Genomic DNA, 24,844 nt, shown 5'->3' on the forward strand with positions numbered 1-24,844 from the left:
CGCGTCCTCGGCACTGAGCAGATCCGTCCCATGCGATCCCATGCCCTGGCCGTGACCGCCTACGCGGTGCTCCAGGGGACGGCCTTCGCCCTGGTGGTGCCCGTACTGCGCGCCCTGCTGAACGGCGACGCGGCGGGCGCCGCACGGTGGTTCGGCGTGCTCGCGGCGGTGACGGCCGGGACCTGTGCCGCGTACTACGTTCAGGCCAAGCTGGGCTTCACGACCGCCGTGTCCAGCACGGGCGTGCTGTACCGCAGGTTCGGCGACCGGCTCGGACAGCTCAGCGTCGGCTGGTTCTCCAAGGCACGGCTCGGCATGCTGACGCGGCTGGCTACGGCCGGAGTGGGCGAGATCAACACGCTGTTCGCGCACGCGCTCCAGCCGCTCGTCACCTCCGTCGTCAGCCCGCTGACCGTGCTCGTGGTGATGCTGTTCCTCGACTGGCGTCTTGGCCTGGCCATGGCGGCGACGCTCCCGTTCCTCTACCTCACCTACCGCTGGTCGACCACCGCCGTCTCCAGGACCGACGCGGTCGTCGACGAGGCCGTCGCCCGGGCCAACGGCCGCATCGTCGAGTTCGCGCAGTCCCAGCCCGTCATCCGTGCCTTCGGCCGCGCGCAGAAGGAGAACGACTGGCTGGACGAGGCGATGACCGAGCAGCACGACATCGGGCGCCGCAGGCTGCGCGGGGCGACCGTCGCGCGCGGCGCCTTCGGCGTGACGGTCCAGCTCTGCGTGACGGCCCTGATCGCCTTCGCCACGGTGCTCGCGCTGCGCGGAACGGTCGACGCCGCACAGCTCATCGCCCTCGCCGTGCTGCTCGTCCGGTTCAGCGAGCCGGTCGTGGCGCTGAGCGAGGCCGGCGGGGCCCTGCGCATGGTGCGCCACCGGCTCGACCAGATGGACGAGCTCTTCCGCACCCCGTCGCTGCCCGAACCGATCGAGCCGCGTCACCCGGCAGACGCGGGCATCGAACTGCGCGGTGTCCGCTTCGGTTACCACGCGGACCACGAGGACGCCGCGGCCTCGCCCGTGCTCGACGGGCTCGACGCGACGATTCCGCCGTACAGCATGACCGCGCTCGTCGGTCCTTCCGGCTCGGGCAAGACGACCGTGACCCGCCTGATCGCCCGCTTCTGGGACGTGGACGAGGGCGCGGTGCGCATCGGCGGAGTGGACGTGCGCCAGATCCGCGGGAGCGACCTCGCGTCCCACGTCGCCATGGTCTTTCAAGACGTCTACCTGTTCGAGGGGACCATCGAGGACAACGTACGTGTCGGCCGCCCCGACGCGTCCGCCGAGGACGTCGCGGAGGCCGCCCGCCTCGCGCGCGTGGACGAGATCGTCGAGCGGCTGCCGGACGGCTGGAACACGGCGGTCGGGGAGGGCGGCACCGCCCTGTCCGGCGGCGAGCGCCAGCGCATCTCGCTGGCCAGGGCCATCGTCAAGCAAGCGCCCGTCCTGATCCTCGACGAGGCCACCTCGGCGCTGGACCCGGTCAACGAGATGGCGATCTCCGACACCGTGCGCGCGCTCAGCGGGCGCTGCACGCTCCTGGTCATCGCCCACCGGCTGCCGACGGTGGTGGCCGCCGACCGGATCCTCGTCCTGGACCGGGGCAGGATCGTGGAGTCGGGGACGCACGACGAACTGCGCGCGCAGGACGGGATCTACCGGCGCTTTTGGGAGGAGCGCAGCCGCGTCGAAGGGTGGCGCTTCCGCCCGGCGGCCGCCGAGGCGCGGTAGCCGGAGGCGCGGGGAGAGAGGAACGGCCCTGTCCGTGGCGAGGAGCCATGGACAGGGCCGCGGTTGTGGTGTGGCGGACGGCGTCAGACCGGCACCGAGCCGGCGAGGAAGCGGACGATCGCGTCCTGTGTCTCCTCGGGCCGTTCCAGGTGCGGTGAGTGCCCGCAGTCTCCGACTTCGACCCGCCGGGAGGGGCCGCCGAGGCCCTGCTCCAGGGCGTCGAGCTGACGGAGCGAGGCGTACTCGTCCCGGTCGCCCTGGATCAGGAGCGTCGGGCTCGTGACCCGAGGCAGGCTGTCCTCGATGTTCCAGCCGCGGAACTCCGGCGAGAGCCAGACGTCCGACCAGGCGCCGAAGACGCTGTCGGGAGCGTCGTGGAACCGCGCGAGCCGCCGGGACAGCTCCCCGGCCTCGAAGGCCGCGCGGGCCTTCTTGATCCCCGCCAGGGTCTCCGGCTCGACGAACACATGCGGCGCGAGGACCACGGCGGCGGCGACAGGATGCCGGGACGCGTGCAGCAGCGCGATGGAGGCGCCGTCGCTGTGGCCGACCAGGATCGGCTCCCGCACGGACAGCAGGTCGAGAAGTTCGGGGAGGACCCGGGCCGCCTCGTCGTGCATGTACGTGAGGGGGCGCGGGGTGCGGGCCGGCCCCGAACCGCCGTACCCGTGCCGGGAGTAGACCACGGCGGGCCGCCCCGTCGCGCGCGCGAGGGCGTCGGGGAAGCGCGCCCACATGGCGACGCACCCGAGCCCCTCGTGCAGGAAGACCAACGGCCGAAGACCGGCGCGCCCTTCGACGCGCCGGTACTCGACGGGGCCGTCACTCAGCTCGATGACCGGCAACTCGCTCTCCCTCCACCGCACTCACCAGTCGAAGTTGCGGGCGTTGAACATGTTGAAGCCCAAGGTCGCCTTGCCCACGTACTCCAGGCACTCGTCCGGCTTGGCCGGCATCACCGAGCAGAAGGCGGCCTCCCGCAGCAGGCGCTCCAGCGGCTCGCTCGCGCGCAGGGAGCCCGAGCCGCAGATGCGCACGGCGTCCAGGGCGAGCCGCGGTGCCAGCTCGCCGACGCAGTACTTCGCCGCGTGCACCGCGGTGTTGGCCTCCAGGCTGCCCTTCTCCTCGTCCACCAGACGCGCCGCCGAGTAGACCAGCGCCCTGGCCGCCTTGAGCTCCACGGCCAGCCTGCCCACCTGGGCCTGCGCAACGGGGGAGGAGCGGCGGTGTTCGTTGCCTTCCAGCAGGCGCACCACCAGGCGCAGGACGGACTCGGCGATGCCCAGATAGGCGCCCATGTAGCCGGACACCATCCAGTGCGGCTCCCGCATCAGCTTGAACAGCGAGAGCCCCTCGACACCGAGGAAGAGCCGTGCGCGGGGGATCCGTACGTCCCGCAGCGACATCTGCGCGGTCTGTGTGCCGCGCAGCGCCGCACTGTCCCAGGGCTCGGAGAACGCCACGCCGTCGTCGAGCCCGGACACCACGAAGTGCGACACCTCCTCCGCCTGCGAGGAGCCCTCTTCCCTGGCGGCCACGACGTAGTAGTCGGCGACGCCGGCCAGGGAGACGAAGGACTTGGTGCCGTTGAGGACGTAGCCGTCGCCGGACGCCCGGTAGGTGGCCTGAAGGTGCTGGAGCTTCGCGCCTGAGCCGGTCTCGGACGTCGCCGAGGCGAACATCCTGCCGTGCTCCACGACTTCGGTGAAGACCCACTCGCGGAAGCGCTCGGCCGCCTCCGGCAGCGGTGAGCGCGCCGTTTCGCACAGGGCGCCGATGGCCACGTTGTGCATGTTGAAGCCGAGCGCGGTCGCCCCGTCGCCGGTGGCGAGGGTCTCCAGGGCCTTGGTGTAGGCGAGGAACGAGAGGCCCTCGCCGCCGGACTCCCAGGGGACGAGAAGCTTCAACAGGCCCGATTCCCGGATCAGTTGATAGCTTCCGTGCGGGCCGACGCGGCCGCGGTCGACATCGGCGGCGAGTGCCGACAGCTCGTCCGCGGCCGCCTGCACGCGCTTGTCCAGGGTTCCGGCATCCTGTGGGTCGATGACTCGCATGGGGTCCTTTTCGTCCGACCGGGAGGTCAATTCTCGACAGGGAGACCCAGTTCACGGGCGACCGTGACCCGCAACAGGTCGTTGGGGCCCGCGTACGTCGATGCCGCCAGAGGGCTGATCGGATCGGCACAGAGCCCGGAGTCCTCGATGAAGGAGCGCACTCCGCCGAGCATGGCGGCCTGCTGGGTGAACTTCACGTAATCCTCGGCGACCGAGATCTTGGTGAGCGCCGCGTCGGAGGCCAGTTGCCGGGGACGCTCGCCGGCGTCGAGCCGCGCGGCCATGTGGTAGACGAGCGCCCGGGAGCGGTGGAGGGCCAGGGCCATGTCGGCGACCCGCGCCGCCACCAGGTGGCTCGACCCCATCCTGCGGCCGAAGTGCTCCCGCGACGTGCACCAGTCGACGGTGCGTTCGAGGACCCCCCGCATGGGGCCGAGTGCGTACGACAGGAGCATCGCGCGCTCCCAGGCCGTGGTGACGGTGAGCAGCGCCAGGCCCGATCCCTCGTCGCCCACCAGCCGGTCGGGCGTGAGCCGTACCCCGCCGAACGTCAGGGATCCCATGGGCACTTCGGTGAGGGCCGTCTTGGGGAAGGGCTCGCTGCGCTTGACCTCGGGCACGCGCAGGTCGACCAGGAAGGCGGACAGCGCGAAGGGGGTGCGCTCGGGCGAGGTGCGGGCGAAGACCAGGCCGATGTCGGCGATCGGCGCCGCGGTGACGAACGCCTTCATTCCCGTGAGGACGTAGCTGCCGTCCTCCTGGAGCTCGGCCGAGGTGGACATGGACAGCGGATCGCTGCCGCCGCCCTCCTCGGTCAGGGCGTGGCACAGCAGCACGTCGCCGCCCGCCACGTCTCCGAGGCCGTCCCGTACCTGTGGGGGCAGCATCGACTGCAGGGGGTACTGGATGCCGAACCGCTGCGAGGCCAGCGCGTAGCACAGCCCGGCCGGCGCCCCGGCCAGGCCGATTCCCTCAAGGGTGGCCAGTGCCGTGGTGACGGGGCCCAGGCCGTCGGCTTCGGCCGCGGGCGGCCGCGGATCGTCCTTCAGCAGGCCCTCGGCCACGAGCGCTTTCCACCGGGCGCGGAAGCCGGCGCCCGCGGTCCTCGCCAACGCGGACCGTGCGGCCGTCGCCGCGCGTGCGACGGCGTCCTCGACCGCCGAGGCGGATGCCTGCGCCGTCATGACACCGCGCCCTCGTGCCGGGCGGTGTCCTTGAGGGTCTCGATGGCCTCCCAGAGCGCCGTGGGCGTACGGAAGTTCCTGGCGACGACCGAGGTCTCCGGGAACGAGACGCCGGTCTGCTGCTCGACGCGGGCGACGATCCGCATGATGGTCAGGGAGTCCACGAGTCCCGAAATGAGCATCGGCGTCCCGGGATCGACCTTCTCGTCGGTCTGTCCCCCGGCCTCGTCGGTGATCTCCTGGATCAGTGAACACAGCTCGTCAACGTTCTTCATGGCCTCATTCCCGGGTCGGTTCTGCCGAAGCCAGCGCTTCGCGGTCGACTTTCCCTCGCTCCGTCAACGGAAGCCGTTCCGTCAGGTGGATGCGGTCGGGAAGCATGTGGCGGGGAAGCGAGGAGGACAGCTGCTCGCGGAGGTGTGCCTCCGTGGTGCCGTCCGCGGCGACGTGGAGCCGGAGCTCGCCGCCCGCGGCGCCCTGAGGAGCCCACACCGCCGCGCAGTTGCGCACCGAGGGGAACTCCTGGACGACGCTCTCGATGTCCTGGAGGTCGATCCGGTAGCCCCGCCGCTTGATCTGGTGGTCTCTTCGCCCCCGTAGGTGGATCTTGCCCTCGGCGCCGTAGTAGCCGAGGTCACCGGTGAGGTACGCGGGGCGCGTACGGCCGTCGGCCAGGTGGATCGGCGAGGTGAGCGGGCGGTGCCGGCCGTGCTGCAGATAGCCGAGGGCCACCGTCGGCCCCGAGACGGCAATCTCCCCCTCGTCGGAGGTGACGCGGTGCCGGTCGTCGACCAGTTCGACCTGAACTCCCGCTATCTCCTTGCCGATGGACAGCCCGTCAGGGGCCGACCAGCCGTGCGGCACCTTCTCGAAGGTGCAGACGTTCGTCTCGGTCGGGCCGTAGAGGTTGTAGAACTCCGCCGTCCTGAAGGCGCTCACGTAGCGCTCCAGGTCGCCGACCGGGAAGGGCTCCCCGGCGAACGCGATGATGCGGAGGTCGGGCAGGGGAGCGGTGCAGATCCCGCCCTGGTGCAGCAGCGCCTGATACAGCGTCGGGACCGCGTAGAAGGCGGAGATCCGCTCCGTGCGCAGCCAGCTCACCACGTCCTGGGGGAAGGCTTTGAGGGGTTCGGGGAGCAGGACGAGGCATGCCCCCGACAGGGCGCTGCCGAAGACGTCGAACGTGCTCAGGTCGAACGTCAGCGACGCCTGGGAGCCGACGCGGTCTGAGAACTTGAGCCCGAACTGCTCCACGGTCCACCGCGCGAAGTGCAGCACGTTCTCGTGCGAGAGGAGGACGCCTTTGGGCCAGCCGGTACTGCCCGAGGTGAACAGCAGGTACCCGCCGTCGCGGCCCTCGGTCACCGCGGCTCCGGGCGGGTGCAGGGGCAGGAGCCCCAGCCCGGGGGCGAGCGCCTCGGCCTCGCCCGGGCCCTGGCCGGTGAACTCCCGCACGCGGGCGGCCGACGCGGCGGTGCGGTCCGTGGTGACGAGGAAGCCGAGGGCGGCGTTGACGGCCATGCGTGCCGTCCGCTCGGGAGGGCCCTTCACGTCGATGGGCGCGGCGACCGCGCCGCACCGCAGGGACGCGTAGAGGGCGACCAGGGCGTCCGTGCTCTTGGGCACGTACACGCCGACACGGTCTCCGGGGCGTACCCCCGCGGCCGTGAGGCGGGCGGCGAGTTCACCGACTCGCGTCTCCAACTCCCCGTAGGTCAGGGAGTGTTCGCCCTCCGTCACGGCGTCCCGGTCCGGATGGTCGTGCGCGGCGTTCGCCAGGAGCGCGTCGAGCGGGCCCCAGGGGCCGGTCCGGCTCATGCGCGCGGCCCGCTCTCACCCTGCTCGGCCCTGATCCGCGCGGCCAGCACCTTCTTGTCCATCTTGCCGACGGGTGTCAGCGGCATCACGTCGAGGACGCGTATCTCGTCGGGTGCCTTGTAGGCGGCCACGCCCCGCTCCTGCAGGAAGGCGGCGAGCGCCTTGCGGTCCGGCGCGGGCCCGCCGTCCAGGACGAGGAAGGCGACGGAGCGCTCGCCCAGGTCCGGGTCGGGCGCCGGAAGCAGCGCGGCCGACTGGATCACGGGGTGGGCCAGCAGATGGCCCTCGACCTCGGTCGCGGGGATCTTCTCGCCGCCGCGGTTGATCTGGTCCTTCGACCTGCCCACCACGACCAGGTGCCCGGTCGGCCGGCGCCGCACGCGGTCACCGGAGCGGTAGAAGCCGTCGTGGGTGAAGCTCTTCGCGTTGTGCTCGTCGGCGTGGTAGTAGCCGCGCAGGGTGTACGGGCCGCGGACGAGCAACTCGCCCTCCTCGCCGTCCGCCACCTCCTCGTCGTCCGGTCCGGCCACGCGTACCTCGTCGGCCGGGGAGATCGGCCTGCCCTGAGTGGTGGTGATGATCTCCGGCGGATCGGAGAGCCGGGTCAGGCACAGCAGCCCTTCGGCCATGCCGAACACCTGCTGGATCACGCACCCGAACTCGGCGACCATCTTCTCGGCCGTCTCGTCGGCGAGCCGGGCGCTGCCGACCTGGAGGACCCGCAGGCTGGACAGGTCGGCGTCGGTCGCTGCCGCCTCGTCGAGCCAGACCGGGGCGAGCTGGGGATTGATGGCGGCGATCGTGACGCCCTCGCGTTCGACGAGGTCGAAGCAGTAGCCCGGGTCGGGGTTGCTCGCCAGCACGACCCGTCCGCCGACGGTGAGCGCTCCCAGGACGCCGGGGCAGTTCATCGTGTAGTTGAACGCCACGGGCAGCGCCGCGAGGTATACCGAGTCCTCGGTCATCTCGCACACCTCGCCGGCGGCGCGCGAGTTGTAGAGGTAGTCGTCGTGGGTGCGCGGGATCAGCTTGGGCAGTCCGGTGGTGCCGCCGGAGAGCAGCAGCAGAGCCGCGTCGCCACCGCGGGCCCGGGAGGTGATGGCCGGGCCCGTTTCTGGCGCGGCCGCCATGAGGTCGCTGAAGGGGGTGAAGCCGGTGCCGGTGCCCGAGTCGCCGACCACTACGACGTGCTTGAGCGAGGGGCTCACCGACCGCACCTCGGCGGCCAGTTCGCGGTGGTCGAAGCCCGCGTGCACATCGGGGATGACGTAGGCGGCCGCCTCCGAGTGCTGGGCGAGGTGCACCATCTCGCTTCTGCGGTGGCCCGGTTGGGTGTGCACCGGGACCGCGCCGATCTTCATCAGCGCGAACCAGAGCAGGAGGAATTCCGCGCGGTTGGGCAGTTGGAGCAGTACGCGGTCGTCGGCCCCGAGGCCGAGCCCGCGCAGTCCGTGCGCCAAATGATCGGTCTGCCGGTCGAGTTCGGCGTACGTCAGGCGCGTCCGGTCGTCGACGAGGGCGACGCGGTCGCCGTGGGCACGGGCCCGGGAGGCGAGGAAGTGGGCGAAGGTGTCCCCTCGCCAGTACCCCGCGGCTCGGTACCTCTCGACGTCTGCGCTGGGCCAAGGGGTCATATCGATGGCCATGGAGAGGATCCCTTTCTTTCGTGCGACTCCGGACTGCGCATGCGGTTCCCTGTGAATCTCCCGGAAGGGAAGGAAATTCCCTGCCCCGGGTGAATCCAATCGCCCTGATCGAGAATGTTAAGTGAGAATGCAAGGCAAATTCTAAATTACTTGCCTCATGGCGTCGATCGACAGTAACGCACCGTTGTCCGAACGGTCAATGCCCGTGCTGAGCAGGGCATACATGATGCGTGTGCCCTGAAATGGCCTGCAGCGTGAAAAATACTGCGGTGTTTTTACCGTGGGTGAAAACACCGCAGGGGAAAGGCTGTAGGGAGAACGCTTAGGTAATTGCTCCCGCGACTTCGATACGCATCCATAAATTGGTTGACAGTGTGTTCCGAGGGGTCGTAGCTTAATGATCCCGGACCGCCGTGGCTGGTGAAAGCAATTCACGCTCACGCCTCTGGGGCGGATGCGTGGAAATGGCTTTTCCCGGCGGCCGGCAGTGACAGTGACGCCTGCCCGACGGCTCCCGCCCTGGGCCACTCGGCGCTGCCTGAAACCTGCCAACCCGAGCCGACCATCGGAGGAGTGACCGTGGGAGACGTTGTGTGGGGCCGAGAAGAGATCCGCACGCTGGTGGCCGGCGAGCTCGAGCTGGATCCCGCAGAGATCGACATGGACGACAACCTGGTCACGCTGGGCCTGCACTCGATGCGGATGATCAAGATCGCCGCCGGGCTGCGCCGCAAGGGCGTCCGCGTCAACTTCTCCGAGCTCGCCCTGCGGCCGTCGGTGCGGGCGTGGACCGAGCTGGTGGCGGAGCGATCCGGCGGCAAGGCCACGGTGCGGCCGGAGCGCACGCCGCCTGAGCCGGGCGAACGCCCCTCGGACAGCGAGCCCTTCGGCCTTGCGACGATGCAGCACGGCTACTGGATCGGCAGCAAGGACGAGCAGGCGCTCGGCGGAGTCGCCTCCCACCTGTACGCGGAGTTCGACGGCCAAGGGGTGGACCCCGCACGCCTTGAGCGTGCCGTGGCCGCCCTGATTCGCCGCCACGGCATGCTGCGCAGCCAGTTCCTTGACGACGGGACCCAGCGGGTGCTCGACGCGCCCGGCGTTCCCGTCTGGTCGGTCACCGATCTGCGGGACGCGGAGCCCGCCGAGGTCGAGACGACCCTGGAGCGGATCCGCCAGGAGAAGACGCACCAGCGCATGCGGACCGACCTCGGCCAGCTGGTCGACATCTCCCTGACCCTGCTGCCCGACGGACGGACGCGGCTGCACGCGGACGTCGACATGATGGCGGCGGACGCGCTGAGCTACCGCATCCTGCTGGCCGACCTCGCGGAGCTCTACACCAGCGGGGCGAGCGACCTGGGGCCCCTGTCGTACAACTTCCGCGACTACCTGGCCGATTACGCCACCGTCAACGCCCCGGCGCACCGGCGCGAGCAGGAGTGGTGGCGCGAGGTCCTCCCGCAGCTGCCGGGCGCCCCCGCGCTGCCCCTGGTCCCGGAATCGGAACAGGAGGACCCGCTCCACAGCGTCCGCTACGAACACTGGCTCGACCCGGAGAGCAAGCGGCGCCTCGTCGAGCGGGCCCGCAGGAACGGTGTCACCCCGGCCACGGTCCTCGCCTCGATCTTCGCCGAGATCGTCGGACAGTGGTCGAGCGAGCAGCGGTTCCTGCTCAACCTGCCGCTGTTCAACCGTGAACCCCTGCACCCCGACGTGGAGAAGCTGGTCGGCGACTTCAGCAGCTCGGTGCTTCTCGACGTGGACGTCACCGGCTCGTCGACCATGCTCGAACGCGCCAGGGAGTTCCAGCACACCCTGCACACCAGGGCGTCGCACGCCGCCTACCCCGGCCTCGACGTCCTGCGCGACCTGGGGCGCCTGCGCGGCGAACCCGTACTGGCCTCGGTCGTCTACACCAGCGGACTCGACCTCGGCGAGCTGTTCCGCGACAGCGTCGTCGAGGCGTTCGGCGAGCCCGTGTGGATCATCTCCCAGGGGCCGCAGGTCGTGCTCGACGCCCAAGTGGTGGAGTTGCGCGGCGGGCTGTTGCTCAACTGGGACGTACGGGAACACGCCTTCCCCGCAGGGATGATGGACACGATGTTCCGTCGCCACCGGGAGATGATCGACGAGCTGCTCGGCGACGACGACAACTGGGACCGGATCCTCCGCGACGGCCTCCCGCCGGAGCAGCGCGATGTGCGCGCGAAGGTCAACAGCGTCGAACGGGAGGTTCCGGACGGGCTGTTGCACCGGGGCTTCTTCGCCCACGCGGCCGCCACGCCGGACGCGCCCGCCCTGCTGTGGGACACCGAAGGCACGCTGACCTACGCCGAGCTGAGCGACAGCGCCCTGCGGATCGCGGGCGCGCTCGCCGCGCACGGAGTGCGCCCGGGGGACACCGTCTCCGTGCACCTCCCCAAGGGGCCCGACCAGATCGCAGCGGTCCTCGGCGTCCTCGCCGCGGGCGCCTGCTACGTCCCCATCGGCATCGAGCAGCCCGCCGCGCGTCGCGCGCAGATCGAGAAGGCGGGCGACGTGTCCCTGACGCTCTGCGAGGACGACGCGGCCGCGGCCGCGGACCGCCTCCTGGGCGTCCGGGAGGCCGCACGCTTCGACGCGCCCCTGCCGGCCCCGGTCGAGGTCGACCCCGGCGAGACCGCGTACGTCATCTTCACCTCCGGGTCCACCGGCACCCCCAAGGGCGTGGAGATGTGCCACCGGGCCGCGCTCAACACGATCGAGGACATCAACGAACGCTTCGGCATCACCGCAGAGGACCGCGTCCTCGCCGTGTCCGCCCTGGACTTCGACCTGTCGGTGTGGGACATCTTCGGCCTCCTCGGCGCGGGCGGCGCGCTCGTCCTGGTGGCGGAGTCCGACCGCCGCGACGCGCAGCAGTGGCTGAACCTGTGCCGCAGGCACCGGGTCACCGTGTGGGACACCGTGCCCGCGCTGATGGAGATGCTCCTGACCACCACGGGCGGGGACCCGTTGCCGGAATCCCTGCGCCTCGCGCTCCTGTCCGGCGACTGGATCGGACTCGACCTGCCGGGCGCCCTGCGCGACGCCTCGGCAGGGCGGTGTGCGCTCGTGGGGATGGGCGGCGCCACCGAGGCGGGCATCTGGTCCAACTTCCACGAGGTCACGGCGGTGCCCGCCCACTGGCGGTCCATCCCCTACGGCACGCCGCTGAGCAACCAGCGCTTCCGCGTGGTCGACGCCCGGGGCCGCGACTGCCCGGACTGGGTCCCCGGCGAACTGTGGATCGGCGGCCGCAGCGTGGCCGAGGGTTACCGCAACGATGCCGCACGCACCGCCGACCGCTTCGTCACCCATGAAGGAGAGCGCTGGTACCGCACCGGCGACATGGGCCGCTACTGGCCCGACGGAACCCTGGAGTTCCTCGGCCGCCGCGACAACCAGGTCAAGCTGCGCGGCTACCGCATCGAGCTCGGCGAGGTCGAGGCGGCGCTGCGGGCCGTGCCCGCCGTGCACCACGCCATGGCCGAAGTGGTCGGCAAGACGTCGCAGAAGCTGATCGCCGCGGTCACCCTGACCGCGGAGGCCGACGAGGCGGCGCTCCTGCGGGCCGTGGCGGACATGCTGCCGCCGCACATGATTCCGGAACGGCTCGAGATCCTCGAGGAGTTCCCCCTGACCCCGAACGGCAAGCTCGACCGCAAGGCGGTCGGCGCGGTCCTGCGCGCAGGCACCCCGCCCGAGCTGCCGCACGTCGAGCCGGCCGACGACCTGGAGGCCGCGCTCGCGGAGATCGTGCGCAAGGTGCTCGGCACCGGACCGATCAGCGTCGAGGACGACTTCTTCGCCGTCGGTGGCGACTCCGTCCTCGCGACGAAGGCGGTCGCCCAGATCCGGGAATGGCTCGACACCACCGAACCGAAGGTGGCCGACCTCTTCGCCGCCCGGACGATACGCGCGCTCGCCGTGCGCCTGGCGTCGAAGCAGAGCGTGCCGGGCCGCATCGAGCAGGCCGCGGCGATCTACCGCGAGGTCGCCTCGATGACCGACGAGGAACTCCTGGCCGCGTCGCGGTCCGTGGACCGGTGACCCCGGCCGGCCCGCACCACCCCCTGGACCTTGTTTCCACCTGGCCGACCGTCATACCGAAGGGACAAGCACAGTGGCAGAGGCGAAGGAACCCGCACTTCCCCACGAGGCGCAGGACCCGAACGAGATCCTGAAGGCGTTCGCCGCCAACAGGGCGTTCCGGGCCGCGGAGTGGGACGAGCTGACGACGGAGGGAAACCCCTACCGGCGCCCGGTCCGGCCGGACGACCTGGCCTGGCTCGACTACAGCCGCCCGCTGCCCTCGGCCGACGCACTGAAGCTGAGCGGCTTCCTGGGACACCGCATGCTGCGGAACGTGTACGACCTCGACTCCCTCTACCTGCCGCCGGAGAACGCCGCCGCGGTCACCGCCGACCAGGAGGCCTTCTACAGCGACCGCAACCGTGAGCTGAGCGCACTCGCCAAGCCGGTGCTCGAACGGCACCTGTTCACCCTCCTCGACGGGGAGAGGACACCGCTGCGGACCCCGACGCGCGCCGCGCTCGAACGCCACGTCGTCGGGTTCCTCGAGGAGCGCGAGGGCCGCCCGCACCAGGGCATCGAAGCGGTCCTGAACACCAAGGACAAGCGCGAGGCCGCCACCTTCCTGCTGCTGCAGCTGAGCGCCTTCACGCCCGCCGTGAACAACGCGGTGGGCAGGGCGGCACTCGGCGAGTACGACCTCGCGCACGACTCCCTGCGCCCGCTCCTGGTCGACCAGTACCGCGACTGGGTCGCCGCCGCGCCGCAGTACGGCAGGCTGCTGGCCGGTGCCGGGCTGAAGACGGCCGCCGCCGCGTACTGGCAGCTGTACCTGAACTCCTCGCTGGCGCGCGGGAACTACCTCCACCACGTCTCCGCGAACCGCGAGCGCCTGTTCGCCTTCCTCGGCGCCCTGACGCACCAGTGGATCGACGAGGCCCTCCACCGCGATCGGCTCCGCGCCGTACTCACCGAGTGCCTGCAGACCGAAACGGCGTACTTCGAGAACGGCCACGAGGTCACAGCACCGGGCCTGACGGCTCGCGTGGGCCGGCTGCTCGACCCGCTGATCGACCGGTACGGCGAGCAGCCGGTCGTCGAGGGGTTCCACCGCGGATTCGCGGACGCCGCCTGGTACGCGGACCTGTGGGAGCGCGACCTGTACGCGCAGGTGACCTGGGCGGACAGCATCGGCGAGTACCAGGACAAGGCCAGGAGGATCCACAAGTACCTCGAGGACGAGCGCATCGAGATCGACCTGGACACCTTCGTCGAGTCCTGGGAGGAGACCTCCACCACCCACGTGCACGACGAGCACCGCCTGGTCGTCATCGAGGCCGGCCAGATGCACTTCTGGAACAACGTCACGCACAAGATCGAGCTGCACCAGGGAGACAAGCTCCTGATCCCGGTGTCCCGGCTGCACGGCTCGACCGTGCTCTCCGGAGAGTGCACGTACCACCAGCCGATCATCCCTGACGACCTGCTGAACAGGATCGTCTGACCCGCTCGGACGACTTTCGAACAGAGGTGGAGCGAGCCAATGCTGTCGACGAAATCCCAGTCGGTCGTCAGGGAGCTGACCTCCCAGGTGATAGGTGACCTACCGGACTGGGGAGTTCCGTACGCCGCGGACCTGCTGGAGACCCTCACCTCCACGGACGCGCCCTTTCCGTGCACCTTCGCGGTGTCCGCGGCGAAGAAGGCGGGGCTCCGGTTCGGGTTCATCGACGACGGGCCCGACCGGAGCGGCTGGGAGGCCCTCCCGGACATCATCCGCGCGTACCTGTCGGTCTACCGGAGCATCTCGCGGGAGACCTCCCTCATCGTCCTCTTCCGGCCGGGCCAGGAAGAGGTCGGCAAGGTCGGCGACTACTACCAGAAGTTTTGGGAGGTGCTGCAGTTCCTGCACGAGCGCGACACCGAGAGCTGGCCGGCGGAGATACCCAAGGACACCGACGACAAGCACTGGGAGTTCAGCTTCGGCGGCACCTCCATCTTCGTCGTGTGCAACACGCCCGCGCACACCGCCCGCAGGAGCAGGTCGAACCCCTGCTTCATGATCACCTTCCAGCCCCGGTGGGTCTTCGAGGAACTGGACCCCAACACCTCGCGGGGCTGGGCGGCCCGCCGCGTCATCCGCAACCGGCTGCGCGCCTTCGACGGCGGGGAGCCCTCGCCCGAACTCGGCAACTACGGCGACCCGGACAACCGGGAGTGGCGGCAGTACTTCCTCTTCGACGACGACGAGACGAAGGCCCCCGCGTGCCCGTTCCACCACACCTGACGCGCCCGTGCTCCGACTAGAGAAGGCATCCGAAGAGAAGGAATCCGACTAGAGAAGGCAAGGGTATGACTGAGGAACACCCGGGTCGGAACGAGGACGCGCCGGGCCGGACCGCCGCCACCGCGAGGCAGGAGCGCATCCGCCGGCTGCTCGCCGAGCGGGGCTTCGGCCATGAGGACGGCGCGTCCGAAGCGGACAGCTTCCCCCGGCTCGGGCCAGGCCCCCACACGCTGTCCTCGGCCCAGCGGCGCATGTGGTTCGCGCAGCAGCGGGACCCGAGCAGCGCCTCGTACAACATTTGTGTCGGCTTCAGGATCAGCGGCGACCTGGACCCGGCGCGGCTCCGCCGTGCCTTCGAAATGGTCGTCGCGCACCAGGACATCCTGCGGACCGTCTACCGGACCGACGCCGACGGCCTGCCCGTGCAACTCGTCCTGCCCTCCGTCGAACTGCCCTGGGACAGCGTCGACTGCCGGGACCTCCCGGCGGGCGACGCCCTCGACGCCACGGTCGCACGCCTCGCGGAGGAGCACGGCAGGCCCGCCTTCGACCTGGCCGAGGACTGTCCGCTGCGGCCGCTGCACCTTCGCCTGGGCGCACGCGAACACGCCCTGGTGCTCAGCGCGCACCACATCGCCGTCGACGACCGGAGCTGGGCGCCCCTGCTCAACACCGTGGCGGAGCACTACCGTTCGGACGAGGAGGGACGGCCGGACGGTAGCGCCCCGCCCCCGGTCACATATGCGCGGTTCGCGCGGTGGGAGCAACAGCGCGTCGCGTCAGGGGAGTTCGCGGAGTCGCTGGCCTACTGGCGCGGCAGGCTCGACCCGTGGCCCGCCCCCGTCGCGCTGCCGATGGCCGGCGGCGCCCTCAAGGAGCGGTCCGAGAACGGAGTCCGCCGGCGCCTGGCCCTGTCGCGGCGGACCAGCGCGGGCATCCGCGCCCTCGCGAAGGGCTCCGGCGCCTCCCTGTTCATGACGACGCTGGCCTGCCTGGCCGCTGTGCTCGGCCGTTACTCGGGCAGCGGCGACCTCGCCGTCGGCACGGTCGCCGTGCACCGTCCGAGCCCCGAACTGGAGCCGCTGATCGGCAACTTCGGCAACACGCTGATGCTGCGGTTCGACGCCGAGGGGGACCCGCGCTTCACCGAGCTCCTCACCGAGGTCCAGCAGCGCTGCATCGACGCGTTCGGAGAGCAGGAAGTGCCCTTCGACCAGGTCGTGGAGGCCGTACGGCCACCACGCAAGCGCGACGGATCCGGCCTGTTCAACGTGATGTTCACCCAGCGCGGGCTCACGCTGCCGCCGGACATCGACTTCCCCGGCCAGAGCTGGCAGGAGTTCCCGGTGTTCAACGGCACGACGCGCTTCGACCTCGCGGTCGAGGTGGTGTCGGGGCCCGACGGGCTCGTCCTCACCGGCACCGGGGCCCAGCGGATGTTCGACGCCGAGGGCGTCGACCGGGTCCTCGGCCATCTGGCCACCCTGATGGACGGGGTCATCGCCGACCCCGCACGCAGGATCAGCGAGCTGCCGCTGCTGCCCGACGCCGAGTACGAGCGGGTCGTGCACGAGTGGAACGCCACCGAACGTCCCGAGTACCTGCCGCGGACCACCCTCCCGGGCCTCTTCGCCGCACAGGTGCGCCGCAGGCCGGACGCCGAGGCGCTGGTCTTCGGCGACCAGCGCCTGAGCTACGCCGAACTGGACGCCCGCGCCAACCAGTTGGCGCGCCATCTGGTGGCGTGCGGCGTGACTCCCGGCGCATACGTCGGCGTACTCCTCGAACGGTCGCCCGAGCTGGTCGTGGCCATGCTGGCCGCGCTCAAGGCGGGCGCCGCGTTCATTCCCTACGACCCGGCCTGGCCGGCGCTGCGCAAACAGGAACTGATCTCCACGGCGGGCCTCGCCGCTCTGGTGACGAGCGGGCCGATGCTCTCCAGGGCCGAGCTCGCCGCCATGGCTCCGGACGTCGCCCACGTGGACCTGGCCGCCGACGAAGATCTCGTCGCGAGCCGGGAGCGGCACGCCATGGAGGTCACGGCTGCCCTGGACGACGTCGCGTACGTCATCTACACGTCCGGCTCCACCGGGGTGCCCAAGGGCGCGATGATCACCCATGCGGGCATCGTGAACCGGCTGCCCTGGCAGGCCGACCTCCTCGAACTGACGGACTTTGACACCGTCCTGCACAAGGCGCCGGTCAGCTTCGACATCTCCATCAACGAGATCTTCCTGCCGCTGGCGAGCGGCTGCCGCCTGGTACTGGCCAAACCCGGCGGGGAGGGCGACGTCTCGTATCTGCTCTCCCTGATCGCCGAGCACCGGGTCACCTTCGTCTATCTGGTCTCCTCCATGCTCGACCTGATGGTCGAACGCGACGACGCGGCCGAGGCGTTCCGCAGCCTCAGACACGTGTGGTGCGGGGGAGAAGTGCTCTCCCCTGAGCTGTACCTCCGGTTCCGGCAGCAGTGCGGCGCCCGCATGTACCACGGCTACGGCCCCGCTGAGGCGACGATCGGCGTCACCTGCCGCGTCTACGAGAGCGCCGACCACGTCCGGGACATCACCATCGGCAGGCCCAACCCGAACACCCGCATCCACCTGCTGGACGGCGCGCGCAAGCCGGTGCCGGTGGGCACGGTCGGCGAGATCCACATCGGCGGGCTCCCGCTGGCGCGCGGCTATCTCAACGACCCGGAGCGCACCGCGGAGCGGTTCGTCGAGGATCCGTTCCTGCCCGGCGAACGGCTCTACCGCACAGGTGACCTGGCCCGGCACCGGGCCGACGGGCAGATCGAGTTCGTCGGCCGCGCCGACAACCAGGTCAAGCTCAACGGGCGGCGCATCGAACTGGAGGAGATCGAATCCAAACTGGCCGCCCACCCCGGCGTCCGGCAGGCCGCCGTCATGATCCGCACCCGCGGCAGCCTCGGTCGTCAGCTGGTGGCCTTCGTCGCCACGGGCGACAGCGCCGCCACCCCCGAGGAACTCCGCGCCTGGCTCACCGACCGCGTTCCCTCGTACATGGTGCCGCCGACCGTGGTGCTGATGCCGTCGCTCCCGCTGAAGAGCTCGGGCAAGGTCGACAGGGACGAGCTGGGCTCGGTCGACATCCCACAGGACGAGCGCAGGAAGACGGCGTACACCGCACCGCAGGGCGCGCTGCAGGAGGCCGTCGCGGCCATCTGGGCACGGACGCTGGGCGTGGAACAGGTGGGCGTCCACGAGAACTTCTTCGACCTCGGCGGGCACTCCCTGCTGGTCGTGAAGGTGCAGACCGAGATCCGCCGCGAGCTCGGCCACGACGTCCCCGTGGTCGAGCTGTTCGAGAACCCGACGGTCGTCTCGGTGGCCCGGCACCTCGAAGCGGGCACGGGCGCCCTCGGCGACGAAGAGGCGCGGGAGGTCGAAAAGATACGGGGCCGTGCCGGCCGGCAGCGCCGCGCGCGCGTCGGCCGCGGCCGCACCGGCAGTGTGAAGGAGGCGTCATGAGCACGGACACGGGCACGGAGGACGCGGGCGGCGAAGCACCCGACATCGCGGTGATCGCGATGGAGGGGAGGTTCCCCGGGGCGCCGACGCTCCGGGAGTTCTGGGAGATGCTGAAGGCCGGGAAGGAAGCCATCCGGCCGGTCGGCGACCAGGAATTCATCGAGGCCGGAGGCGCGCCCGACCGGTTGACGGACCCCAACCTCGTCAGGGTCGCCTGCACCCTGGACGACATCGACCGGTTCGACGCCGAGTTCTTCGGGTTCCAGCCGGCCGAGGCCGAACTCCTCGACCCCCAGCAGCGCGTGTTCCTGGAATGCGCTCATCACGCCTTCGAGCAGGCCGGGTACGTGCCCGGCGAGTACGACGGGGAGATCGGGGTCTACGCGGGCGCCTCGTCGAGCCAGTACTACCTGGACAACGTCTACCCGATGTACGCCCGCAAACCGGGAACCGTCGACTCCTTCATCGGCTCGGTGGCCAACGCCGCCAGCGCCCTGGTGACCCGGGTCTCCTACCTGCTGAACCTGACCGGGCCGAGCTTCGTCGTGCAGACCGCCTGTTCGACGTCCCTGGTCGCCGTGCACACCGCCTGTCAGGACCTGCTGGAGTACCGGTGCGACCTGGCCCTGGCGGGCGGGGCCTCGGTGAACCCCAGCGCGAAACTGGGCTACCAGTACGTACCCGACGGGCCGTTCTCCCCGGACGGCCACTGCCGCCCGTACTCCTCGAAGGGAGCGGGCATGTCACCCGGGGACGGCGTCGGAGTCGTCCTCCTCAAGCGGCTGGAGGACGCGCTGGCCGACGGCGACACCATCCGCGCGGTGATCAAGGGTTCGGCGGTCAACAACGACGGCTCGCGCAAGGTCGGTTTCACCGCTCCCAGCGTCAAGGGACAGCGCGACGTCATCGTGGCGGCCCACGCGGTGGCGGGGGTGACCGCCGATGCGATCGGCTACGTCGAGGGACACGGCACCGCCACCCCGGTGGGCGACCCGATCGAGGTCAGCGCCTTGACGAAGGCGTTCGCGGCGAGCACCGACAAGAAGGGGTACTGCGTCCTCGGTTCGGTGAAGTCCAACCTCGGGCACCTGGACGCCGCCGCGGGGATCGCGGGGTTGATCAAGACGGTCCTCGCCCTGGAGAACGAGGCGATCCCCCCGACCGTCCACTTCGACGAGCCCAACGAACTGATCGACTTCGCGGGCTCCCCCTTCGTGGTCCTTGGCGAACTGCGGCCGTGGGAGCGCACCGACGTGCCGCGCCTGGCCGGGGTCAGCTCGTTCGGCGTCGGCGGCACCAACGCCCACGTGGTCCTCGAGGAGGCGCCGCACAGGACCGCGCGCGAGCACGACGGACGCCCGGAGGTCACCCTCCTGTCCGCGGCGACGCCCAAGGCGCTGAGCGACCTGGGCAAGGAACTGAGCGAGCACATCGCCCGAGAGCCCGGACTCCACATCGGCGACCTCGCCCATACGCTGCAGACCGGGCGGCGGCCCATGCACCACCGACGGGCCGTCGTCGCCGAAGGACCCGAGGAGCTCGCCGAGGCGCTGCGCGGCGGGGACGGCGTCCGGGGCGACACGGGCGGGCGGCCCAGGGACGTGGTGTTCATGTACCCGGGCGGCGGTTCGCAGTACCAGCGCATGGGCCAGCAGCTGTACGAGAGCTATCCGGTCTTTCGGCGGGAGATGGACCGGTGCGCGCGCATCGTCGAGTCGGCCTGCGGCGTGGACCTGCTGGCGGCGCTCTACCCGCCCGGTGACGCGGAGCCCAGCAGGGAGAACGTCGACGTTCCCGTCCTGCGCCTGCCGGCGATCGCCGCCAACGAGTGGTCCGTGACCGCCCTGCTGGCCTCCTGGGGCGTGCGCCCCACCGCCGTACTGGGCAACAGCCTCGGCGAGTACACGGCTGCCTGTGTCGCCGGTGTCATGGACCTGGAGGACATGCTGCCGCTGGTCGCCGAGCGCGAGCGGCTGATCGAGAAGGCGGGCGGCATGGCGCTGAGCGTGCTGCTCGACGGCGACGACGTCGGGCGGCACCTGATCGACGGCACCTCCCTGGCGGCCGTGAACGCGCCGGGCATGTGCACGGTCTCCGGCACCCATGAAGCCATCATGGAGCTGGAGAAGCGCCTCACCGAACAGGGCATCGACCAGCACCGGTTGCGCGTCCCCGGCGCCGTTCACTCGGTGGCGCTCGACCCGGTGCTCGACGAACTGCGCGCCGTGGTGAAGAAGGTGACCCTGCGCGAGCCCGCCATCCCGATCGTCACCAACCTGACCGGCGACTGGCTGACCGCGGAGATGGCGTGCGACCCCGAGCACTGGGTGCGGCACACGCGCGGCACCGTACGGTTCCGCGACTGTCTGCGGGCCCTGGCGGCCGACCATCCTCCCGCCCTGCTGGAGGCCGGGCCCAGCGGCGGCCTGGTGAAGCTCGCCGAGTACACCCTGGGGACCTCCACACCGGCCGTCGCGGCGATCCGGCACGCGTACGGCGAACAGTCCGACCCCCGCGTCCTGCTCAACGCCGTCGCCCGGCTGTGGACGAGCGGCGTGGAGGTCGACTGGACGGCGACCCGCGAGGGACGGCCCGGACGGACCGTGTCCCTGCCCGGCTACCCCTTCCAGCGCAAGCGGTTCTGGGTGGAGCGCGCCGTCGTGCGGCCCGACGCCGCCGAGCGGCCGGGACGAGAGGTGAACTCCCTGCTCACGGCCCGGGAATGGAGCGGCTCCGGCATGCCGGAGCCGCCCGTGGCGCGGCCGGCGGCGGCCCGTACGTCGGTCCTTCTCGTGGTCGGCGGTGAGGAGCGGCAAGGGCCCCCGGCCGACCTCCTGGAGGAGGGCGAGCGCGTGGTCCGGGTGCGTTTCGCCGACGCGTTCGAGAACCCGGGCCCGGACCACTTCGCCCTCGACCCCGCGGCACCCGCCGACGTACAGGCCCTGTGCGCACACGTGTGGGACGACGGCGACCGCGACGCGGAGGTCCGGTTGCTCGTCCTCGGCCACGCCGCGGGCCCCGCCGATCCGCTGCGTGCGGTCACCGCATCCGCGGACTTCGCCGAAGGCCTCCTTCTCGCGCTCGGCGGCGAGGAGAGGCGCCTGCGCGCCGTCGTGGTCAGCGGTGGGGCCTTCGACCTGACAGGGGCCGACATCGTGCCCGAACGCCGCTTCTTCCAGGGCCTGTTGGACCATTGGCGGCGCGAGGGCGCGCGCGTCGACGCCACGCTTGTCGACGTGGACGGCCTGTCGTCCCGCGGCGCCCCGGACGAGCGGACGTGGCAGGTGCTGCTGGGCGAACTGCGCCGCTCCGGAGCCGGGGAGACCGTCGCCTGGCGCGGCAGGCACCGGTGGTCGGCCGGCCCCGTGCCGGTGGAGCCGACCGAGGGCGACCTGACGGCGCTGCCCCGGCGGTGGATCGTCCCGGACGGCCGGCTGCCGTCGGCACGCCGGTGCGTGTCCTTCCTGACGGCCGCGTTCGACGGTGAGGCGCTCATCGATGACGCCGCCGACGCCGGGGCCGCGGCGGCCGACGGCGGGCGCCCCGGGCTGCTGAGGCTGCTCGACCACGCGCCCGACGGCGAGGGTGCGCCCGATCCGGCGGCCACGCCGGCCTGGCTGCGTGAGCTGTGGGAGCGGCGCGCCCAACAGCCCTTCGGCGCCGTGGTGTTGATCGACCCGCCGGCCGAACGCCCCAGTGCGGCAGAGGCCGCGGTGAGCGCCTTCGCCGAGGCATGTGTGGAAGCGGCCGCGGCGGAAGGCCTGCGCTGGCGGCTGCTGCGGTGGCGCAAGGGCCCCGAATGGAGCGACGAGGCGCTGCCGGTGGACGGCGAGGAGATCGGCGCACGCGGCCGGCTCGGCGCCGATGCCCTCGCCGCGGCGCTGCGCACCCCCGGCCACCCCGTTCTCACCGTCGCGGCCGGGAGCGGTGCGGTCGCGGCCCAAGACCGTGGCGCCGCGCGGGACCACGAGGCCGAAGCGGACACGGAGTCCGGGCCCTTGGACGGCCAGGACGGCCGGGCCCGTCCGCCGCTCAGCACGCCGTACGTGGCGCCGCGCAACGACCTGGAGCGCCGCGTGGCGGCGATCTGGCGCACCTCGCTCGGCATCGACGCCATCGGCGCCGACGACAACTTCTTCGAGCTGGGAGGCGAGTCCCTGCTGCTCATGCGGGTGGTCGCCAGTCTGCGCGAGGAGTTCACCGTCAACATGTCGATCCGTCAGCTGTACGTCAACGACCGGCTGACCATTTCCGGGATAGCCACTGTGCTGGAGGAGAAGGAAGCGTGACCACTTCAAAGAACGTCGAGTCCGTGCCGGCCACCCTGCGGGTCCGCGAGCTGATGACCACCGGACTGCTCTCGCAGGCCGTCTCGGTGCTGTGCGAGCTGAACGTCCCCGATGTGCTGTCGACCCCGCGCTCCCACACCGACATCGCCAAGGAGGTCGAGGCCGACGCGGAGGGCCTGCTGCCGTTCCTGCGTGCCGCGTGCGCCGCCGGTGTGCTGGCCGAACCGTCCCCCAGGACCTTCGAGTTGACCGATGTGGGCCAGGTCCTCACGTCCGACCACCCGACCAGCATGCGCAACATGTGCGCCCTGACCTGCCGTGAGGAGTTCAACCGCACCTGGGCGAACGCGATCCACACGGCGCGCACCGGCGAACCGTGCTTCTCCGTGCCCTACGGCAAGGGGTTCTTCGAGTACATGGCGTCCAACCGGGAGTTCGCGACGCTGTTCGACAAGGCCATGACGTCGTCGGCTGCCGTCGACAACCTGCTGTCCAGTTTCGACTTCTCCCGGGCGCGCCACGTCGTCGACGTCGGCGGCGGCCGGGGCGCCATGCTGGCCAGCGTCCTCAAGAGCCACCCGCACCTCACCGGAACGCTCCTCGATCTCCCGCACGTCGTGGCCAACGCGGAACGCACGATGACCGAGGCGGGAGTCGCCGACCGCGTCACCCTCGTACCCGGCAGCTTCTTCGACGAGATCCCGGACTCGGGCGACGTCTACCTGCTGTCCCGTGTGATCGGGAACTGGAACGACGCCGACTCGCTGCGCATCCTCGCGTCGGTGCGCTCCGTGATGAAGCCGGACAGCCGGATGGTCATCGTCGGCCAGACGCCGAGCGCGAGCGACCGCACGCACTACCCGCGCCAGCTCGATCTGTACATGTTCGCGCTGCTCGGTGCCCGGCTCCGCTCCTATGACGAGTACCAGGAGCTCTTCACCCAGGTGAATCTGACGGCCACCGAGCAGTGGAACTTCCCCGACAGCGAGTCGGTGCTGGAGGCGCGGCCGGTGTAGCGGTCCGCGGCAGGGGTGCAGGACCGAAATGACGTACCCACGTCCCAACTAGCGAGGATACGAAGAGGACTCGACATGCGCGTGTTGTGCACGGTGTGGAGTGTGAACTCCCACCTGGAACCCCTGCTGCCGCTGGTGCGCTCCCTGCTGGCCGCGGGCGACGAGGTACTCGTCGCCACCACGGAACAACTGGCCCCCGAGGTGAGTGCCACCGGGGCCCGGGTGGAGACGGTCCTCCAGGACCCCACCACGCCGTTCGCGGCGGGCAGCACCGGCCGGCCCCCGCTCGGCTCGCCGCTCGCGGACAAGATGGCGGCGCTGCTCGACGTGTCGGAACTGACCACCCGGGCCAAGCAGATCACCGCGCTGGCCGAGAGCTTCGGCGCGGACCTGGTGGTGCGCGACGACTCCGAGTTCGCCGGCTACCTCGCCGGCGAACAGCTCGGGCTGCCGGTGGTCTGTGTGTCCGGCGCGATGAGCAACACCTATGACCACGACGTCATGGCCGCCGTGCTGAACCTGTTCCGCGAGGAGCTCGGCCTGTCGGCCCTGACCGATCCCGCCGGGCTCTACCCGGGCGCGCTCCTCGACTACCTGCCCGAGCCGGTGTCCTTCAGCGTGGCACCCGCGGCGCGGACCCTGCGCTTTCGCCAGCCGCTCCGCGAGGAGCCGGGCGCGCGGCTGCCCGCCGTGGCGGCCACCGGCGAACGGCCGCTCGTCTACGCCGCGATCGGCACGGGCTGGCGCACCTGGCAGAACCAGGGGCACGGCGGTGACGATCCGTTCCGCGCCATGGCGGACCTGCTCGCGGCCCTGTCCGAGGTGAACTGCACGGCCCTGGTGTCATCGGGCGGCATGGACACCGAGGGGATGCCGAGAGGGGCGCACGTCGAGGTCCACGAGTTCCTTCCCCAGCAACTCCTGCTGGAGGCAAGCCAGTTGTTCTGCTCCCACGGAGGCTACAACGGCATCCGCGAGGCGATCCGGGCCGGCGTGCCGATGCTGCTGCGCCCCTCCACCCTGGATCAGCCCGCGAACGCGGCGGCGATGACCAGGCTGGGCCTCGGGTCCACGATCTCCGGACTGGACGTCGGGCAGCTGGCAGAGCGCATCGCGGGAGCGCTGGCGGACACCGAGCTGGCCGCGCGCAGCCGGGCCGCGCGCGCCGCGATGCTGGCGCTGCCCGGTCTCGACACGGCCCCGGAGACGCTGCGTACGGTTCGCCGAGAGCCGGGGGAATGACATGCGGTCCGG

General features: G+C 71.0%; 14 protein-coding genes. 8 read left to right on the forward strand and 6 right to left on the reverse strand.

Going from position 1 to position 24,844, the window contains the following annotated elements; genetic code table 11:
- Nucleotides 1-30 precede the first annotated feature (30 nt).
- Nucleotides 31-1,746 carry an ABC transporter ATP-binding protein gene (locus tag ACZ4D5_RS40165; protein ID WP_467777447.1) on the forward strand — a complete coding sequence of 572 codons (1,716 nt, stop codon included), beginning with the start codon at nucleotides 31-33 and terminating at the stop codon, nucleotides 1,744-1,746.
- Between the two features lie 83 nt (nucleotides 1,747-1,829).
- Here the strand turns inward: ACZ4D5_RS40165 and ACZ4D5_RS40170 are convergent, their stop codons facing one another.
- From ACZ4D5_RS40170 to ACZ4D5_RS40195, 6 genes are read right to left on the reverse strand one after another with little or no spacing between them, the layout of a single operon-like run.
- Nucleotides 1,830-2,591, reverse strand: coding sequence for an alpha/beta fold hydrolase (locus ACZ4D5_RS40170; protein WP_467777448.1), 762 nt, complete (start codon nucleotides 2,589-2,591; stop codon nucleotides 1,830-1,832).
- Nucleotides 2,592-2,612: 21 nt separating this feature from the next.
- Entirely contained in the window at nucleotides 2,613-3,800 is a 1,188-nt protein-coding gene (locus ACZ4D5_RS40175) for an acyl-CoA dehydrogenase family protein (protein WP_467777449.1), read from the reverse strand.
- Between the two features lie 26 nt (nucleotides 3,801-3,826).
- Nucleotides 3,827-4,984 (reverse strand): acyl-CoA dehydrogenase family protein, encoded by a 1,158-nt coding sequence (locus tag ACZ4D5_RS40180; RefSeq protein WP_467777450.1) that lies wholly within the window; start codon nucleotides 4,982-4,984, stop codon nucleotides 3,827-3,829.
- Nucleotides 4,981-5,259, reverse strand: a complete 279-nt coding sequence (locus tag ACZ4D5_RS40185) for an acyl carrier protein (protein ID WP_467777451.1) — start codon at nucleotides 5,257-5,259, stop codon at nucleotides 4,981-4,983. The genes ACZ4D5_RS40180 and ACZ4D5_RS40185 overlap by 4 nt, the downstream gene beginning before the upstream one ends.
- Nucleotides 5,260-5,263: 4 nt before the next feature.
- Nucleotides 5,264-6,802, reverse strand: coding sequence for an amino acid adenylation domain-containing protein (locus ACZ4D5_RS40190; RefSeq protein WP_467777452.1), 1,539 nt, complete (start codon nucleotides 6,800-6,802; stop codon nucleotides 5,264-5,266).
- The gene (locus ACZ4D5_RS40195) at nucleotides 6,799-8,448 is read right to left on the reverse strand and encodes a (2,3-dihydroxybenzoyl)adenylate synthase (RefSeq protein WP_467777453.1); all 1,650 of its coding nucleotides are present in this window, start codon (nucleotides 8,446-8,448) and stop codon (nucleotides 6,799-6,801) included. The genes ACZ4D5_RS40190 and ACZ4D5_RS40195 overlap by 4 nt, the downstream gene beginning before the upstream one ends.
- A 579-nt stretch (nucleotides 8,449-9,027) precedes the next feature.
- On the opposite strand from ACZ4D5_RS40195, the gene ACZ4D5_RS40200 reads away from it, so the two are divergent.
- The 7 genes from ACZ4D5_RS40200 to ACZ4D5_RS40230 all read left to right on the forward strand — a co-directional run bounded on the left by ACZ4D5_RS40200 (nucleotide 9,028) and on the right by ACZ4D5_RS40230 (nucleotide 24,832).
- Complete coding sequence (locus tag ACZ4D5_RS40200) at nucleotides 9,028-12,522, forward strand: non-ribosomal peptide synthetase (RefSeq protein ID WP_467777454.1); 3,495 nt, start codon at nucleotides 9,028-9,030, stop codon at nucleotides 12,520-12,522.
- 73 nt (nucleotides 12,523-12,595) lie between these two features.
- The gene (locus tag ACZ4D5_RS40205) at nucleotides 12,596-14,008 is read left to right on the forward strand and encodes a cupin domain-containing protein (RefSeq protein ID WP_467777455.1); all 1,413 of its coding nucleotides are present in this window, start codon (nucleotides 12,596-12,598) and stop codon (nucleotides 14,006-14,008) included.
- A 39-nt stretch (nucleotides 14,009-14,047) separates the two neighbouring features.
- The gene (locus tag ACZ4D5_RS40210; protein ID WP_467777456.1) at nucleotides 14,048-14,791 is read left to right on the forward strand and encodes a YqcI/YcgG family protein; all 744 of its coding nucleotides are present in this window, start codon (nucleotides 14,048-14,050) and stop codon (nucleotides 14,789-14,791) included.
- Between the two features lie 65 nt (nucleotides 14,792-14,856).
- Nucleotides 14,857-18,285 (forward strand): non-ribosomal peptide synthetase, encoded by a 3,429-nt coding sequence (locus ACZ4D5_RS40215; RefSeq protein ID WP_467777457.1) that lies wholly within the window; start codon nucleotides 14,857-14,859, stop codon nucleotides 18,283-18,285.
- Complete coding sequence (locus ACZ4D5_RS40220; RefSeq protein ID WP_467777458.1) at nucleotides 18,282-22,574, forward strand: type I polyketide synthase; 4,293 nt, start codon at nucleotides 18,282-18,284, stop codon at nucleotides 22,572-22,574. Before ACZ4D5_RS40215 ends, ACZ4D5_RS40220 begins: the two co-directional genes overlap by 4 nt.
- Nucleotides 22,571-23,590: a methyltransferase gene (locus tag ACZ4D5_RS40225; protein ID WP_467777459.1), complete on the forward strand. Its 1,020-nt coding sequence runs from the start codon at nucleotides 22,571-22,573 to the stop codon at nucleotides 23,588-23,590. The genes ACZ4D5_RS40220 and ACZ4D5_RS40225 overlap by 4 nt, the downstream gene beginning before the upstream one ends.
- A gap of 102 nt (nucleotides 23,591-23,692) precedes the next feature.
- The gene (locus ACZ4D5_RS40230; protein ID WP_467777460.1) at nucleotides 23,693-24,832 is read left to right on the forward strand and encodes a glycosyltransferase; all 1,140 of its coding nucleotides are present in this window, start codon (nucleotides 23,693-23,695) and stop codon (nucleotides 24,830-24,832) included.
- The last annotated feature ends 12 nt before the right edge of the window (nucleotides 24,833-24,844 follow it).

It is taken from the genome of Streptomyces sp. NPDC025651 (assembly GCF_055558735.1).

Coding starts and splice junctions, on each gene's coding strand:
- ACZ4D5_RS40220 (WP_467777458.1), top strand. CDS start 18,282: ATGAGCACGGACACGGGCACGGAGGACGCGGGCGGCGAAGCACCCGAC.
- ACZ4D5_RS40180 (WP_467777450.1), bottom strand. CDS start 4,984: ATGACGGCGCAGGCATCCGCCTCGGCGGTCGAGGACGCCGTCGCACGC.
- ACZ4D5_RS40185 (WP_467777451.1), bottom strand. CDS start 5,259: ATGAAGAACGTTGACGAGCTGTGTTCACTGATCCAGGAGATCACCGAC.
- ACZ4D5_RS40175 (WP_467777449.1), bottom strand. CDS start 3,800: ATGCGAGTCATCGACCCACAGGATGCCGGAACCCTGGACAAGCGCGTG.
- ACZ4D5_RS40195 (WP_467777453.1), bottom strand. CDS start 8,448: ATGGCCATCGATATGACCCCTTGGCCCAGCGCAGACGTCGAGAGGTAC.
- ACZ4D5_RS40215 (WP_467777457.1), top strand. CDS start 14,857: ATGACTGAGGAACACCCGGGTCGGAACGAGGACGCGCCGGGCCGGACC.
- ACZ4D5_RS40165 (WP_467777447.1), top strand. CDS start 31: ATGCGATCCCATGCCCTGGCCGTGACCGCCTACGCGGTGCTCCAGGGG.
- ACZ4D5_RS40190 (WP_467777452.1), bottom strand. CDS start 6,802: ATGAGCCGGACCGGCCCCTGGGGCCCGCTCGACGCGCTCCTGGCGAAC.
- ACZ4D5_RS40210 (WP_467777456.1), top strand. CDS start 14,048: ATGCTGTCGACGAAATCCCAGTCGGTCGTCAGGGAGCTGACCTCCCAG.